The organism is Pseudomonas ovata (assembly GCF_003131185.1).
Lineage (GTDB): Bacteria > Pseudomonadota > Gammaproteobacteria > Pseudomonadales > Pseudomonadaceae > Aquipseudomonas > Aquipseudomonas ovata.
Genome location: NZ_QFFU01000004.1, coordinates 228731 through 244999, shown reverse-complemented (window position 1 = coordinate 244999; position 16269 = coordinate 228731). Strand labels below are relative to the sequence as shown.

The window sequence follows — 16269 nt, the reverse complement described above, 5'->3', positions numbered from 1 at the left end:
TTTGCGGTTATGCCCGAATACGTCAATTGGCTTCGCCATGCTTCTCCTTACATCAACGCCCACCGCGACTGCACCTTTGTGGTCATGCTGCCCGGTGACGGTGTCGAACACCCCAACTTCGGCAATATCGTCCACGACCTGGTGCTGTTGCACAGCCTGGGCGTACGCCTGGTGCTGGTGCACGGCACGCGGCCACAGATCGAAAGCCGCCTGGCCCAGCGCGGCCTGAGCCCGCGCTTTCACCGTGACCTGCGGGTGACCGACGCCGAAACCCTTGAGTGCGTGATTGATGCGGTAGGCGGCCTGCGCATTGCCATCGAGGCGCGGCTGTCGATGGACATCGCCGCCTCGCCGATGCAGGGCTCGCGCCTGCGCGTCACCGGCGGCAACCTGGTCACCGCCCGGCCGATCGGCGTGCTTGAAGGCGTCGACTACCAGCACACCGGTGAAGTTCGCCGGGTCGACCGCAAGGGTATCAACCGCCTGCTCGATGAGCGGCACATCGTGTTGCTGTCGCCGCTGGGTTATTCGCCGACTGGCGAGGTGTTCAACCTGGCCTGTGAAGACGTGGCCACCCGTGTGGCCATCGACCTGGGCGCCGACAAGCTGCTGCTGTTCGGCGAGGAGCAGGGCCTGCTGGACGAGCGTGGCCACCTGGTGCGTGAATTGCGCCCGCAACAGGTGCCGGCGCATCTGCAGCGCCTGGGCAGCAACTACCAGGCCGAACTGCTTGATGCCGCCGCCGAAGCCTGCCGCGGTGGCGTGGGCCGCAGCCATATCGTCAGCTACGCCGAGAACGGCGCCCTGCTGACCGAGCTGTTCACCCGCGACGGCGGCGGCACGCTGGTGGCGCAAGAGCAGTTCGAACGGGTGCGTGAAGCGGCCATCGAAGACGTGGGCGGGTTGATCGAGCTGATCACGCCGCTGGAAGAGCAGGGCATTCTGGTGCGCCGCTCACGTGAGGTGCTGGAGCGCGAGATCGAGCAGTTCAGCGTGGTCGAGCGTGAAGGCATGATCATCGCCTGTGCGGCGCTGTACCCGATTGCCGATTCCCAGACCGGCGAACTGGCCTGCCTGGCCGTCAATCCGGAATACCGCCATGGCGGGCGTGGCGACGAGTTGCTTGAACGCATCGAAAACCGTGCCCGGGCATTGGGGCTGACACGATTGTTCGTGCTCACCACCCGCACCGCCCACTGGTTCCGCGAGCGCGGCTTCGAACCCAGCAGCGTCGACCGCCTGCCCAGCGCCCGGGCCTCGCTGTACAACTACCAGCGCAATTCGAAAATCTTCGAAAAAGCCCTGTAATGCGCTTATCAAGCACGAAATAACGTACTGATATCACTGGATATTGAAGCTACCCCCGTAGGAGCGCGCTTGCCCGCGACCGAGTGCGCAGCGCTCGCAAAAATTTGTGAAACGCTGAAAATTTACGACTGCTAACGCAGCCGGTCGCGGTGGTCCGGCATTCCGGCAAGCGCGCTCCTACACCGGCCCTATGCCTGTCGGTCAGTTGCTGATCGACAGGATACTGGCCTGGTAGGCGCCGACGAAGGTGTCGAAATCCACCACTTCTTCACTGGCTTCAAGCTCGGCCTGTTCTTGCAGCGAAGTCTGGGCCAGGCCTTCGAAGTGCGCCTGTTCAGTGGCGCTCAGTGCATTTTTGCGGAAGTACTCGGCATGGGCCTTGCTCTGGCGCAGCGAAAACGCGGTGAAGCCTTCGTCGTGTTCACGCATGCGTGCCAGGATCTGCGCCGATGGCGTCAGTGACGGATCGTCGATGCGCGCCTGCTGCGCCGCCAGCGAGCGAACATGCGCGTCGCTGCCGCTGGCTTCGTCGAGCAGGCGTGACAATGGCGCGATCTTTTCCAGCAGCTCGCTGGCCCACGTCTTGAGATCGACCGCCTGGCCGTTGTGCTGCAACTTCAGGCCGGGGCGACGGCCTTCCTTGACCACACTGAGGAAGTTGCTGCCGGCATTGCCGCACTCTTGGTTGCTCAGCTGCGGGCTTTCTTCGAGGGCGCAATACAGGATGAAGGCGTCGATGAAGCGTGCCTGTTCCAGGTCGATACCGGTCGGCAGGAACGGGTTGATGTCCAGGCAGCGCACCTCGACATACTGCACGCCGCGGGCCATCAGCGCCTGGATCGGCCGCTCGCCGGAGTAGGTCACGCGCTTGGGACGGATATTGGAGTAGTACTCGTTTTCGATCTGCAACACGTTGGTGTTGAGCTGTACCCATTCGCCGGCAGCGTTGTGGGTGCCGGTCTCGACGTACGGCGCGTAAGGCGTGGCCACGGCGCGGCGCAGGCTGTCGGTGTAGCTCTGCAGATCGTGGTAGCACGGTGTCAGGTCGGCCTGGGCCTTGCTCTGGTAGCCCAGGTCGCTCATGCGCAGGCTGGTGGCGTAGGGCAGGTACAGGGTATCGGCGTCGAACTGCTCCAGTTGATGGGCACGCCCGCGCAGGAAGCCGGCGTCCAGGGCCGGCGAGGCACCGAACAGGTACATCAGCAGCCAGCTGTAGCGTCGGAAGTTGCGGATCAGGGCGATATAGGCCTGCGACTGGTAATCGCGGGCGTCGCCGTCGAAGTGCTCGGTCTGCTTGAGCAAGGCCCAGGCCGACTCGGGCAGCGAGAAGTTGTAATGAATGCCGGCGATGCACTGCATGGTCCGGCCATAGCGCAGGGCCAGGCCCTTGCGGTACACGTACTTGAGCTTGCCGATGTTGGAGGTGCCGTAATAGGCCAGCGGAATGTCCTCTTCGGCGGGCAGCGGGCAGGGCATCGACGGGCTCCACAGCAGCTCGTTGTCCAGCTTGCTGTAGACAAAACGGTGAATCGTTTCCAGACGGGCCAGGGTGTCGGCCGGGTCTTTCAACGCCGGTGTGATGAACTCCAGGAGCGATTCGGAATAATCGGTGGTGATCTGCTCGTTGGTCAGTGCCGAGCCCAGCGCCTGCGGGTGCGGGGTCTGGGCCAACTGGGCGTGATCGGTCACGCGCAGGCATTCACGCTCGATTCCGTGCAGGCACTGTCCCAGCAGCGTTAGGTTGCTGCGCTCGCCGAACACGGCCAGGCGGCGGTTGAGTAATTCGCTCAAGGTGATTTCCTTCACACATCGGTCGCCCCGATATGGGGGTGGACATGACGGTCTACAAGGGTGAAGAAAGGAACTGGCGTTGTCGCCTGGTTGGGGTCTTTAACGCCGGCTCAAGATTCACGGTTGCTTACGGGGTGCCGAACACGCGGCTTTTTAACAAGATTAGCGGGAAAATACCGCACTCAGGGGGGCTACAGCTAGGTCGCCCACGCTCTTTATCTGCTAAAAAACGCCATGTTCAAGCCATTCGGCAAGCGGCCCCGGGCATAGGTTCCATGCACGGGGCCGCGGTGAGCGATTGCGTTATAACGATGTTCAGAGCACGGCAAAGGTGCCCTGGGCCTTGGCCACCAGTTTGTCGTCCTGGACCACCTCGGCCTCGACCACCAGCGTACGACGCCCGGCGTGCAGCACACGGGCGATGCACAGCACCTCACCGTCGCTGACGCCGCGCACGTAGTTGATCTTGCACTCGATGGTCACGCTGCGCTGGTCGAAGCCATGGGCGCTGGAGCAGGCCAGGCCCATGCCGATGTCGACCAGGCTGAAAATCGCCCCGCCGTGCATCACGTTGCCACGGTTGCGCAGGTGCGCCTCCAGCGGCAGCGCGACATGGGCAACGCCGTTGTCCAGGCTGCGAATCTCGCAGCCCAGCATCCGGAAGTAAGGGCTGTGGGTCAGCGCTTCAGGGACGTCCATCAACGCTTCTTCAACTGCTTGGCATTGGCGAACAGCGAGGCCATGGCGTTATTGGCCGGGGCCGCTGCTGCGGCTTCCTTGCGTGGCGCGCTGTGCTGCTGGCGCGGCGCCGCACCCGGGCGGGCGCCACGGGCACCGTCGACCTTCTCGCCGGGCGTGTCGCTCATGCGCATCGACAGGCCGACGCGCTTGCGCGGGATGTCGACTTCCATGACCTTGACCTTGACCACGTCACCGGCCTTGACCGCTTCGCGCGGGTCCTTGATGAATTTTTCGGACAGCGCCGAGATGTGCACCAGACCGTCCTGGTGAACGCCGATGTCGACGAAAGCACCGAAGTTGGTCACGTTGGTGACCACGCCTTCGAGAATCATGCCCGGCTGCAGGTCCTTGAGGTCCTCGACGCCTTCCTGGAACTCGGCAGTCTTGAACTCCGGGCGCGGGTCGCGGCCGGGTTTTTCCAGTTCGCTCAGGATGTCGGTGACGGTCGGCAGGCCGAAGGTCTCGTCGGTGAATTTCTTCGGGTCCAGGCGCTTGAGAAAGCCGGCATCGCCGATCAGCGAGCGGATGTCACGGTCGGTCTGGGTCGCGATGCGCTTGACCAGCGGGTACGCCTCCGGGTGCACCGCCGAGGCGTCCAGCGGGTTGTCGCCGTTCATCACCCGCAGGAAGCCTGCGGCCTGCTCGTAGGTCTTCTCGCCCAGGCGGCTGACTTTTTTCAGCTCGTTGCGGGTCTTGAACGCGCCGTTGGCATCGCGGTGGGCCACGATGTTCTGTGCCAGCGTGGTGTTCAGGCCCGAGATACGCGCCAGCAGCGCCACCGAGGCGGTGTTGACGTCGACGCCCACGGCGTTCACGCAGTCCTCGACCACCGCGTCCAGGCCACGGGCCAGCTTGAGCTGCGACACGTCATGCTGGTACTGGCCGACACCGATGGATTTCGGGTCGATCTTGACCAGTTCGGCCAGCGGGTCCTGCAGGCGCCGGGCAATGGACACCGCACCGCGGATCGACACGTCCAGGTCCGGGAATTCGCGCGCGGCCAGTTCCGAGGCCGAGTACACCGAGGCGCCGGCTTCGGAGACCATGACCTTGGTCATTTTCAGCGCTGGATACTTTTTGATCAGCTCGATGGCCAGCTTGTCGGTCTCGCGGCTGGCGGTGCCGTTGCCGATGGCGATCAGGTCCACCGAGTGCTTGGTGCACAGGGCGGCGAGCACGGCGATGGTCTGGTCCCACTGGTTTTTCGGCACATGCGGGTAGACCGTGGCGTAGTCGAGCAGCTTGCCGGTGGCATCGACCACCGCGACCTTGCAACCGGTGCGCAGGCCCGGGTCCAGGCCCAGCGTGGCGCGGGGGCCGGCTGGTGCGGCCAGCAGCAGGTCATGCAGGTTATGGGCAAAGACGTTGATTGCCTCGGCTTCGGCCGCTTCGCGCAGCTCGCCCAGCAGGTCGGTTTCCAGGTGGTTGTACAGCTTGACCTTCCAGGTCCAGCGCACCACTTCGCCCAGCCACTTGTCGGCAGGACGGCCCTGGTTGCCCAGGCCGAAGCGCTCGCCGATCATCAGCTCGCACGGGTGCAGGCTGCCGGGCAGTTCTTCACCGACCTTGAGTGCGCTGCTGAGGATGCCTTCGTTGCGACCGCGGAAGATCGCCAAAGCACGGTGCGACGGCATGCTCTTGAGCGGCTCGTCATGCTCGAAATAGTCGCGAAACTTCGCGCCTTCCTCTTCCTTGCCCGGCACCACGCGGGCACTGATCACCGCCTCGTGCTTGAGGAAGCTGCGCAGCTTGTCGAGCAGGGAGGCGTCTTCGGCGAAGCGCTCCATGAGGATGTACTTGGCGCCCTCCAGCGCGGCCTTGGTGTCGGCCACGCCTTTGTCGGCGTCGACGAAGCGCGCCGCCTGTTCTTCAGGGTTCAGGGTCGGGTCGTTGAACAGGCCGTCGGCCAGTTCGCCCAGGCCGGCTTCCAGGGCGATCTGGCCCTTGGTGCGGCGCTTTTGCTTGTAGGGCAGGTACAAGTCTTCAAGACGGGTCTTGGTGTCGGCCAGCTTGATGTCGCGGGCCAGTTCCGGGGTCAGCTTGCCTTGCTCTTCGATGCTGGCCAGGATGCTGACCCGGCGCTCATCGAGTTCGCGCAGGTAGCGCAGGCGCTCTTCGAGATGACGCAACTGGGTGTCATCGAGGCTGCCGGTCACTTCCTTGCGGTAACGGGAGATGAAGGGCACGGTCGAGCCTTCATCCAGTAGTGCGACGGCCGCTTGGACCTGTTGCGGGCGGACACCGAGTTCTTCGGCGATGCGGCTGTTGATGCTGTCCATTGAGACCACCTGAGCAAAAAACTAGCGAATTGCCATCGTCTTGCCGAAACAAAACGTCATCCGGCGTTGCCTGACTGTTAGGGTCGCGCATTATAACCAGCCACTGCCGGTTAGGGGATTTGCGCGCCACAAGACGTCGGCTGCCGTGTTCTGTGACCGGTGCTCATGCCGTATACGGTAAAATCTGCTAACAATGCGCACGGTGCGCATTACTTCACCTGCGCCATAATGCGCCCCGTGAATAAAGGAGCCTCTGATGAGCAGCACTGCACTTAATGCCGAAGGCGAGAAAATCCTGATCGTCGATGACGATCCGGGTTTGAGCAGCCTGCTTGAGCGTTTTTTCACCAGCAAGGGCTATCGCGCCCGCGCGGTGGCCAATGTCGAGCAAATGGATCGCCTGCTGTCCCGCGAAGTCTTCAACCTCGTGGTGCTGGACCTGATGCTGCCCGGCGAAGACGGCCTTTCGGCCTGCCGTCGCCTGCGTGCGGCCAACAATCAGGTGCCGATCATCATGCTCACCGCCAAGGGCGACGAACTGAGCCGCATCAAGGGCCTTGAGCTGGGCGCCGACGATTACCTGGCCAAGCCGTTCAACCCCGACGAACTGATGGCCCGGGTCAAGGCCGTGCTGCGTCGTCAGGCGCCTTCGGTGCCCGGCGCCCCCGGCAGCGAAGACGAGTCGGTCACCTTCGGTGACTACGAGCTGTCGCTGGCCACCCGCGAGCTCAAGCGCGGCGATGAAGTCCACATGCTGACCACCGGTGAATTCGCCGTGCTCAAGGCGCTGGTCATGCACGCCCGCGAGCCGCTGACCCGCGACAAGCTGATGAACCTGGCCCGTGGCCGCGAGTGGGACGCACTGGAGCGCTCCATCGACGTGCAGATTTCCCGTCTGCGCCGCCTGATCGAGCCCGACCCGTCCAAGCCGCGTTATATCCAGACCGTCTGGGGCGTTGGCTATGTATTCGTTCCCGACGGTGCTGGCGGTCGCTGACGGCTTGCAGCCGGACCGCCATGACGCCTGTTACGTCGATAGCCCTGCAAAGGGGCTATCGGCGTTTTTGGTTTTATCGGTCCGGACGTGAAGTCGCCCAGTCCCTGGCAGCTTCGACCCTTACACACCGCGAGCCCGGCTCGCCCTGCAAAGCGTACAAGCTGCATTTATGAAGACTCCGCTCTGGTTCCCGCAAAGCTTTTTCTCGCGCACCCTGTGGCTGGTGCTGATCGTGGTGCTGTTCTCCAAGGCGCTGACGCTGGTCTATCTGCTGATGAACGAAGATGTGCTGGTCGACCGCCAGTACAGCCACGGTGTAGCCCTGACCCTGCGCGCCTACTGGGCGGCCGACGAGAGCGACCGCGAAACCATTGCCGAGGCCGCCGGGCTGATCCGCGTGGTCGGCGGCGGCGTGCCCGAGGGCGAACAGCACTGGCCCTACAGCGAGATCTACCAGCGCCAGATGCAGGCCGAGCTGGGTGCCGACACCGAAGTGCGCCTGCGCGTGCATGCGCCGCCCGCCTTGTGGGTGCGCGCCCCGAGCCTGGGTGACGGCTGGCTGAAAGTGCCGCTGTACCCGCACCCGCTGCGCGGGCAGAAAATCTGGAGCGTGCTGGGCTGGTTCCTGGCCATCGGGTTGTTGTCCACGGCCTCGGCCTGGATCTTCGTCAGCCAGCTCAATCAGCCGCTCAAGCGCCTGGTCTTCGCCGCACGTCAACTGGGGCAGGGGCGCAGCGTGCGCCTGCCGGTCAGCGACACGCCGAGCGAAATGACCGAGGTGTACCGGGCCTTCAACCAGATGGCCGAGGACGTCGAGCAGGCCGGGCAGGAGCGCGAACTGATGCTCGCCGGCGTCTCCCACGATCTGCGCACACCGCTGACGCGCCTGCGCCTGTCGCTGGAACTGATGAGCGACAAGAACGAATTCACCGAGGGCATGGTGCGCGACATCGAGGACATGGACGCGATCCTCGACCAGTTCCTGGCCTTCATCCGCGATGGCCGTGACGAACAGATCGAAGAGGTCGACCTGGGCGACCTGGTGCGTGAAGTCGTGGCGCCGTTCAACAGTGCCGAGAACAACATTCGCCTGTGCCTGGAGCCGATCCCGCCGTTTCCGTTGCGCCGGGTGTCGATGAAGCGCCTGCTGACCAACCTGATCGGCAATGCCACCTACCACGCCGGCACCGGCATCGAAGTGGCGGCCTATGTCTCGGGCGACACCAGCGCGCCGTATGTGGTGCTCAGCGTGCTTGACCGTGGCGCCGGCCTCGACCCCGGTGAACTGGAACTGATCTTCAACCCCTTCATCCGTGGCGACCGTGCCCGCAGCGGCAAGGGCACCGGCCTGGGCCTGGCCATCGTCAAGCGCATCGCCGCCATGCACGGCGGCAACGTCGAGCTGCGCAACCGCTCCGGCGGCGGCCTGGAAGCCCGTGTACGCCTGCCACTGGGGCTGATGCTGCCGCGTGACGCTGTGTAGGACCGGCTTCAGTCGGGAACCGCCGTGTTGCCGTTCCTGGGACTGATGCTGCCGCGTGATGCTGTGCAGGACCGGCTGAAGCCGGTCCTACCCCTTGCCCTTGGTCCGGGTCATGTTCGGGCCGCCGTTCTTTTCCAGGTGCTCGATGATCATCCCGGCCACGTCCTTGCCGGTGGTGGTCTCGATGCCTTCCAGGCCGGGCGAGGAGTTGACCTCCATTACCAGCGGGCCGTGATTGGAGCGCAGGATGTCGACGCCGGCCACCGCCAGGCCCATCACCTTGGCCGCACGCAGGGCGGTCATGCGCTCTTCGGGCGTGATCTTGATCAGGCTGGCGGTGCCACCCCGGTGCAGGTTGGAGCGGAACTCGCCGGGCTTGGCCTGGCGCATCATCGAGGCAATCACCTTGTCGCCGACCACAAAGCAGCGGATGTCCGCGCCGCCGGCTTCCTTGATGTACTCCTGGACCATGATGTCCTGCTTGAGGCCCATGAACGCCTCGATCACCGACTCGGCTGCCGAAACCGTCTCGCACAGCACCACGCCGATGCCCTGGGTGCCTTCAAGCACCTTGATGACCAGCGGCGCGCCGTTGACCATCTGGATCAGGTCGGGAATGTCGTCCGGGGAGTGGGCAAAGCCGGTCACCGGCAGGCCGATGCCGCGCCGTGACAGCAACTGCAGCGAACGCAACTTGTCGCGTGAGCGGGCAATGGCCACCGACTCGTTGAGCGGGAACACGCCCATCATTTCGAACTGGCGCAGCACCGCACAGCCATAAAACGTCACCGATGCCCCGATGCGCGGAATCACCGCATCGAAGCCCGACAGCGGCTTGCCGCGATAGTGAATCTGCGGCTTGTGGCTGGCGATATTCATATAGGCGCGCAGGGTGTCGATCACCACCATCTCATGGCCACGCTCGATACCGGCTTCAACCAGCCGGCGGGTGGAATACAGACGCGGATTACGCGAAAGCACAGCGATCTTCATGCAACACCTGAGGGATTAGAGGCCGGGAACACCGGCTTGTCTTGTACGTATTTGATGCCCGGATTGACGACCAGCTGGCCGTCGACCAAAGCTTTTGAACCCAGCAGCAGCCGATAACGCATCGACTTGCGGCAGGCCAGGGTAAATTCCACCGGCCAGACGCGGTCCCCCAGCGCCAGGGTGGTCCGTATCACATAGCGGACCTGCGCATGGCCGTTGGAGCTTTTGATGGTCTTGCGCGCCACCAGCAACGCTTCGCAGCGGCGGTGACGCAACTGCACCACCGTGCCCAGGTGCGCATTGAAGCGTACCCATGTTTCACCATCGCGTTCGAACGGTTCGATCTCGGTGGCGTGCAGGCTTGAGGTGCTGGCGCCGGTGTCGATCTTGGCCCGCAGGCCGGCAACCCCCAGGATGGGCAGCGCCACCCACTCGCGCAGGCCGATAACTGTCAGATGATCGAATGTTTTCAATGGCGCAATTCCGTACGGCTCAAGACGGTTGCCAGGCCTCGGGCTCGACCCTGGCCAGCGCTTTGAATGCAGGCCGGGCGAACCAGTAGCCCTGCATCAGGAAAATGCCACAGTCGGCAAGAAAATCCCGCTCTTCACGATGTTCGATGCCTTCGGCAATCACCGTGACCCCAAGATCGGCACACATTTGCACGACTGCGCGAACAATAGCCTGTCGCGCACGATGAAGGTGGATATCGCGAATCAGATCTATGTCGAGTTTTATCAGGTCCGGTTGAAAGTTGGCCAGCAGCGTGAGCCCCGAATAGCCTGCGCCGAAGTCGTCGATGGCGGTCATGAAGCCGAATTCGCGGTACTGGCGCAGCACATTGAGCAAATGGTCGATATCGGCCAGGTACTCGCCCTCGACCGTTTCAAAGATCAGCCGCTCGATCGGAAAGTCATACTGGCGAGCCGCTTCCAGGGTGCTGCGAATGCACAGTTCCGGACGGTACACGGCATTGGGCAAGAAGTTGATCGACAGGCGCTCGGTCATGCCCAGCCGTGCCGCACCGGCAATCGCCGCCACCCGGCAGCTCTGGTCGAAGCGGTAGCGATTCTGGTCGTTGACCTGGCTGAGCACGGTCAGGGCGCCCTCGCCGTTGGGACCGCGTACCAGCGCCTCGTGGGCAAAAATCGAATGGTCGCGCAAGTCCACAATGGGTTGATAGGCGTATTCGAATGAAAAATCCAGAGGCGGGCTGCCCGTGCATCCCTGGCAGCCCTTTCGAGGCGTTGTCAGTGAAGCTGGAAAATCGGTCATGGGGCACCTCCAGGGGTGGACGGGCAAACAGATTCCGGATGGCTGGTTTTGACAATCCGGGTGGGGTTACAGCATGTTCCGGGGTGAAGGCCTGCGCGCAGGCGCAGGCCATGGCCTCTCATGAACATGTGCGTGGCAGCGCTGATAAATGTCAGACTGCCACACCGATAAGGAATTCATATGGCACAAAAGCCCGAAGAAGACGAGAAAATCAGGCTGGATAAATGGCTGTGGGCTGCACGGTTCTTCAAGACCCGCGCCCTGGCCAAGGCGGCGATAGAAAGTGGCAAGGTGCACTGGCGCGGCGAGCGCTGCAAGCCCGGCAAGGAGCCGCGTATCGGTGACGAATTCAGGATTCGTACCGGTTTCGACGAGCGCACCGTGGTGGTCGAGGCGCTGTCGACGGTGCGCCGCGGTGCGCCAGAGGCCCAGACGCTGTACAGCGAGACCCCGCAGAGCATCGCCAGTCGCGAAGCGGCGGCCGCCCAGCGCAAGGCCGGCCACGAGGGCGTGACCACCGATGGGCGTCCGACCAAGAAGCAGCGCCGCCAGTTTTTCGAGTTCCGCGACGGCCAGTCACGCGACTGACGCCCTTGCCGCGCTGTGCTCGATAATTGACATCAATCCGATTGAGCCGACGTGGGCGCCGGCAGCCGGCATAATGTCCGCATTGTGCTGCGGCGCTGCCTGGCCCTGCGGCTTTTTCCCACCTCATCGAAGACTATTTTTTATGTCCGATTTACCCGATACCGATTTCACCCAGCGCTTCATCTTCGACGAGAGCGATGTGCGCGGCGAGCTGGTCGGCCTCGACCAGAGCTACCACGAGGTGCTTGCCCGCCACCCTTATCCGGCACCGGTCGCCCGCCTGCTGGGTGAGCTGATGGCGGCGGCGGCCCTGCTGGTCGGCACCCTCAAGTTCGACGGCCTGCTGATCCTGCAGGCGCGCTCCAGCGGCGCGGTGCCGTTGCTGATGGTCGAATGCTCCAGCGAGCGCGAACTGCGCGGCATCGCCCGTTACGACGAAGACCTGATCAGCGACGATGAGGCCGGCCTGCAGCAACTGATGCCCGAAGGTTCGCTGGCGCTGACCATCGACCCGCGCCAGGGCAAGCGCTACCAGGGCATCGTCGATCTGGACGGTGCCGACCTGTCGCAAAGCCTCTCAAACTATTTCGTGATGTCCGAGCAACTGGGCACGCGCTTCTGGCTCAAGGCCGACGGTCAGCGCGCCCGTGGCCTGCTGTTGCAGCAACTGCCCGTGGCGCGCATCCCCGACGCCGACGAGCGTGCCGCCAGCTGGGAGCATGTGGTGACCCTGGCCGACACCCTGAGCACCGAAGAACTGTTGGGCCTGGACAACGAAACCCTGTTGCACCGCCTATATCACCAGGACCCGGTGCGCCTGTTCGACCAGCAGCCGATCTGCTTCCGTTGCAGTTGCTCGCGTGAGCGTTCAGGCAACGCACTGGTCAGCCTCGGCCTGGAGGATGCCCAGTTGCTGGTGGCCGAGCATGGCGGCACGGTCGAGGTCGATTGTCAGTTCTGCAACGAGCGCTATCTGTTCGACAGTGCCGACGTGACCCAACTGTTCGCCAACGGTGGCGTCGACTCGCCCTCGACCACCCGGCACTGATCCCGGATGAACCCTCGCACTACCGTAATACTGTTCTGACAGGAGGGTTCTATCATTTCCGGGCATTTCTGGCATAATCCGGCCCACTTTTGGCTGTAGTAGTGGTTGTTTTTTTACTACAAAACCGTTCGGAGCACTCGGCCTCAGGCCGACGGGGACCCTCATGACGCAAACCAACAACGCTGTGTACACCGACCTGAGCATCGATGACCTGGTCAAGGAAGCCCTTGCCCGCGGTGAAGGCGAACTCGCCGACACGGGCGCCCTGGTGGTGAGAACCGGCCACCGCACCGGCCGTTCTCCGGTGGACCGCTTCATCGTTGAAGAAGCCGGCACTCAGGACGCCATCGCCTGGGGTCCGATCAACCGCAAATTCCCCGCCGACAAGTTCGACGCCCTGTGGGACCGCGTTGGTGCCTACCTGGCCGAGCGCGAGCGTTTTGTCTCCCACGTTCATGTGGGTTCCGATCCTGCGCACTACCTGCCGGTCAAGATGACCACCGAGACCGCCTGGCACAACCTGTTCGGCCGTTGCCTGTTCATCAATCCCGAGGCCTACAACGAAGGCGGCAAGGACGAGTGGCAGATCTTCAACGCGCCATGGTTCGTCTGCGAGCCCGAGCGTGACGGCACTAACTCCGACGGCACCGTGATCATCAACTTCGCGGCCAAAAAAGTGCTGATCGCCGGCATGCGTTACGCCGGTGAAATGAAGAAAGCCATGTTCTCGGTGCAGAACTTCCTGCTGCCGGCCGCCGACGTGCTGCCGATGCACTGCGCCGCCAACATGGGCGAAGAGGGCGATGTGACCCTGTTCTTCGGCCTGTCGGGCACTGGCAAGACCACCCTGTCGGCTGACGAAAGCCGTTACCTGATCGGTGACGACGAACACGGCTGGGGCGAAGGCGTGGTGTTCAACATCGAAGGCGGTTGCTATGCCAAGTGCATCGACCTGTCCGAGAAGAACGAGCCCGTCATCTGGAAAGCCATCCAGCACGGCGCCGTGCTGGAAAACGTCGTGCTGGACCCGGAAACCAAGAAAGCCGACTACGCCGACGACAGCCTGACCCAGAACAGCCGCGCCGCCTACCCACGCGAGCTGATCGAAAAACGCGCACCGAAGAACCTCGGTGGCGAGCCGAACGCTGTGATCTTCCTGACCTGCGACCTGACCGGCGTCCTGCCACCGGTGTCGATCCTCAGCGAAGAGCAAGCGGCCTACCACTTCCTGTCGGGCTACACCGCGCTGGTCGGTTCGACCGAAATGGGTTCGGGCTCGGGCATCAAGTCGACCTTCTCCACCTGCTTCGGCGCGCCGTTCTTCCCGCGTCCGGCTGGTGTCTACGCCGAACTGCTGATCAAGCGTATCCGTGGCTTCAACTCCAAGGTCTACCTGGTCAACACCGGCTGGACCGGTGGTGGCTACGGCGTCGGCAAGCGCTTCAACATCCCGACCACCCGCGGCGTGATTGCAGCCATCCAGAGCGGCGCGCTGATCGGTGCCGAGACCGAGCACCTGGACATCATCAACCTGGACGTGCCAAAGGTCGTTCCAGGCGTCGACACCGTTCTGCTCAACCCGCGCAACACCTGGGCTGACAAAGCGGCCTACGACGAAGCCGCCAAGGGCCTGGCAGGCCTGTTCACCGAGAACTTCAAGAAGTTCGACGTGAGCGACGCCATCAAGGCGGCCGGTCCGCAGCTGTAATTTCAGCGGGCTGAAAAAACCGCCCTTCGGCAGACTGTGTGAAAACCTAGCAATCTGTTGGCCGGTTGAAGAAAAATGCCCGTATCGCAAGATACGGGCATTTTTCTTATGCGCTATATCCAAGGTGAAAACCGCTCCCAGAGTGCGCTTTTTCCACTCTCGCTGGACGAGCTCATTCCCGACGACCATCTGGTACGGGTGATCGAAGCCTACATTGCTCTTCTGGACTTCGAGCAGTTGGGCTTTGATAAAGCCAGACCCAAGGCCACTGGGCGTCCTTCGTACGATCCCGCCGACCTGCTCAAACTCTATCTGTACGGCTATTTTCAGCGCATTCGTTCGTCGCGGCGACTTGAGGCAGAGTGTCGGCGCAACGTGGAGGTCATGTGATTGTTGGGCCGACTGGCACCTGACTTCAAAACCATTGCTGATTTTCGGCGCGACAACCTTCGGGGCGGTTTTTTGTGGGTGTTGAAAAATGTAATGTCTTCACTGCTGTACTGGCTCCACCGCTGCATCGGCTTCACCGCTGCATCGGCTTCACCGCTGTAGGAGCGCGCTTGCCCGCGACCGGCTGCGTCAGCAGTCGTAAATTTGCAGCGTTTCCGAGATTTCTGCGAGCGCTCCGCACTCGGTCGCGGGCAAGCGCGCTCCTACCCCCCGGCCAGCTCATGGGCCCCAGGCGCAATCTGACCATGGCCGTGACGCACCTGATCGAAATGGCCCAGGCGCTGGCCGAGGATGCACTGGACGCCGTAGAGCATCCCTTGCGGCCTGACCCCGCCAATCCCGCGTTGTAATTAAACAACCTGCACCGCAAAGCCTTGCCGCCACGCTGGCCAGCCCCGCCTTGTCGAGGCCCTGGCCAGTCTGAAACAATGCCCGGCACCTACCCGTGACTGCCAGGACAGTGCCCTTGAACACCTCTGCCATCCGCATCCAGCGTTTTGAACCGGCCGACCAGCCAGGCGTCATCGACGTGATCGTGCCCATCCAGCGCGAAGAGTTCGGCATTCCCATCACCGCGGCCGACCAGCCGGACCTGGCGGCCATTCCCGACTTCTATCAGCAGGGCACCGGCGATTTCTGGGTTGCCCGGCACGCCGGCACGGTGGTCGGCACCATTGGCCTGAAGGATATCGGCAACGGTCAGGCCGCCCTGCGCAAGATGTTCGTGGCTGCCGCCTTTCGCGGTCGTGAATACGGTGTGGCGGCGCAACTGCTGACCCGTCTGCTGACCGACGCCAGGGCACGGGGCGTACGCCAGATCCTGCTGGGCACCACCGACAAGTTTCTCGCCGCGCACCGCTTCTATGAAAAACACGGCTTCCGCGAGATCCCCAGGGACAGCCTGCCGGTCAGCTTTCCGCTGATGGCGGTGGACAGCCGGTTTTATGCACGGGAGCTGCCTGAGGGCTAAAGCCGGACGTTGCAGACCGATATCACAGTAGCAACTGTCTTTCTTGCCTTACGGATTTTTCCCCGCTCAATCCGGTCCTATCACCTCAACCCCCGTGACCTGGGTGTATCCACTCCAAGAAAGGACGAGACAATGTTGGCAACAAGGAACTGGGCGGCGCTGATTCTGGGCTTGTGCATGACCACCGGCGCGATGGCTGAAACCGAAGCCCCGCGTCCGCCGGTGGGCGATCGCGTCGTGGCCTACTCGGGCACCCAGGGCGTGAAGGTCTGGACCCTGCGCTATGACGAGCGCTCGGCCAATCAGGCGCTGGTCGAGATCGACGGCATTGATAATGACTGGAACAAGCGCATCCAGAAAATGGATGTGGCGAAGACCAACAAGGACACGCGCTACTCCACCACCGTGGACGGCAAAAAGTACGTGGCGCTGATCATCCAGGGTAACTACGGCGAACTGTACGTGCCGGGTGAATCGCAGGCCCTGTCGCTGACCTACGACGATGCCCTGTCGAACCAGGGCAATGCCCAGCATTTCCTCACCGATTACCTGCAGCAGCCGGCCAAGTAAGCGGCCGCTGTACGGGCTGGCAGGCGCCGGTGTCCATCAGGGTGCCGGCGCGATCGCATGTCGAACAG

Annotated in this window: 14 protein-coding genes and 1 pseudogene; 9 read left to right on the top strand and 6 right to left on the bottom strand. The window is 63.1% G+C overall.

The features are described 5' to 3' along the window. Window positions 1-9: 9 nt before the first annotated feature. Window positions 10-1308, top strand: coding sequence for an amino-acid N-acetyltransferase (gene argA / locus DGA31_RS08100; RefSeq protein WP_109512177.1), 1299 nt, complete (start codon window positions 10-12; stop codon window positions 1306-1308). 201 nt (window positions 1309-1509) lie between these two features. Here argA and gshA read toward each other — a convergent pair whose 3' ends face one another. The 3 genes from gshA to DGA31_RS08085 all read right to left on the bottom strand — a co-directional run bounded on the left by gshA (window position 1510) and on the right by DGA31_RS08085 (window position 6119). Next, window positions 1510-3099 (bottom strand): glutamate--cysteine ligase, encoded by a 1590-nt coding sequence (gene gshA / locus DGA31_RS08095; RefSeq protein WP_161959168.1) that lies wholly within the window; start codon window positions 3097-3099, stop codon window positions 1510-1512. 315 nt (window positions 3100-3414) lie between these two features. Then, complete coding sequence (locus DGA31_RS08090; RefSeq protein ID WP_056841213.1) at window positions 3415-3798, bottom strand: PaaI family thioesterase; 384 nt, start codon at window positions 3796-3798, stop codon at window positions 3415-3417. After that, window positions 3798-6119: a Tex family protein gene (locus DGA31_RS08085; protein WP_109512175.1), complete on the bottom strand. Its 2322-nt coding sequence runs from the start codon at window positions 6117-6119 to the stop codon at window positions 3798-3800. Before DGA31_RS08085 ends, DGA31_RS08090 begins: the two co-directional genes overlap by 1 nt. 256 nt (window positions 6120-6375) lie before the next feature. Between DGA31_RS08085 and ompR the strand changes: the two genes are divergently transcribed. Both ompR and DGA31_RS08075 read left to right on the top strand, forming a co-directional pair. Continuing rightward, entirely contained in the window at window positions 6376-7116 is a 741-nt protein-coding gene (gene ompR, locus DGA31_RS08080; protein ID WP_056841215.1) for an osmolarity response regulator transcription factor OmpR, read from the top strand. 169 nt (window positions 7117-7285) lie between these two features. Then, entirely contained in the window at window positions 7286-8599 is a 1314-nt protein-coding gene (locus DGA31_RS08075) for an ATP-binding protein (RefSeq protein WP_056841216.1), read from the top strand. A gap of 87 nt (window positions 8600-8686) precedes the next feature. Here the strand turns inward: DGA31_RS08075 and rimK are convergent, their stop codons facing one another. Genes rimK through rimA form a run of 3 tightly spaced genes read right to left on the bottom strand, consistent with a single transcriptional unit; the run spans window position 8687 to window position 10867 of the window. Then, window positions 8687-9592, bottom strand: coding sequence for a 30S ribosomal protein S6--L-glutamate ligase (gene rimK / locus DGA31_RS08070; protein WP_056841217.1), 906 nt, complete (start codon window positions 9590-9592; stop codon window positions 8687-8689). Next, window positions 9589-10065, bottom strand: a complete 477-nt coding sequence (rimB, locus tag DGA31_RS08065; RefSeq protein WP_056841218.1) for a retropepsin-like aspartic endopeptidase RimB — start codon at window positions 10063-10065, stop codon at window positions 9589-9591. The genes rimK and rimB overlap by 4 nt, the downstream gene beginning before the upstream one ends. Window positions 10066-10084: 19 nt before the next feature. Further along, a complete protein-coding gene (gene rimA / locus DGA31_RS08060) occupies window positions 10085-10867 on the bottom strand; it encodes a S6 modification regulatory phosphodiesterase RimA (RefSeq protein WP_056841219.1) in 783 nt (260 codons plus the stop codon). 180 nt (window positions 10868-11047) lie between these two features. On the opposite strand from rimA, the gene DGA31_RS08055 reads away from it, so the two are divergent. The 6 genes and pseudogenes from DGA31_RS08055 to DGA31_RS08030 all read left to right on the top strand — a co-directional run bounded on the left by DGA31_RS08055 (window position 11048) and on the right by DGA31_RS08030 (window position 16201). Then, window positions 11048-11455, top strand: coding sequence for an RNA-binding S4 domain-containing protein (locus DGA31_RS08055; RefSeq protein WP_056841220.1), 408 nt, complete (start codon window positions 11048-11050; stop codon window positions 11453-11455). Between the two features lie 142 nt (window positions 11456-11597). Continuing rightward, a complete protein-coding gene (gene hslO, locus DGA31_RS08050) occupies window positions 11598-12503 on the top strand; it encodes an Hsp33 family molecular chaperone HslO (protein WP_056841221.1) in 906 nt (301 codons plus the stop codon). Between the two features lie 163 nt (window positions 12504-12666). Beyond that, window positions 12667-14211: a phosphoenolpyruvate carboxykinase gene (locus tag DGA31_RS08045; RefSeq protein ID WP_056841222.1), complete on the top strand. Its 1545-nt coding sequence runs from the start codon at window positions 12667-12669 to the stop codon at window positions 14209-14211. Between the two features lie 108 nt (window positions 14212-14319). Next, window positions 14320-14598 (top strand): annotated as a pseudogene (locus DGA31_RS08040) (transposase); the annotation flags it as partial. A 529-nt stretch (window positions 14599-15127) separates the two neighbouring features. Beyond that, entirely contained in the window at window positions 15128-15631 is a 504-nt protein-coding gene (locus tag DGA31_RS08035; RefSeq protein WP_109512174.1) for a GNAT family N-acetyltransferase, read from the top strand. Between the two features lie 132 nt (window positions 15632-15763). Next, window positions 15764-16201, top strand: a complete 438-nt coding sequence (locus DGA31_RS08030) for a hypothetical protein (protein WP_056841225.1) — start codon at window positions 15764-15766, stop codon at window positions 16199-16201. Window positions 16202-16269: the final 68 nt, after the last annotated feature.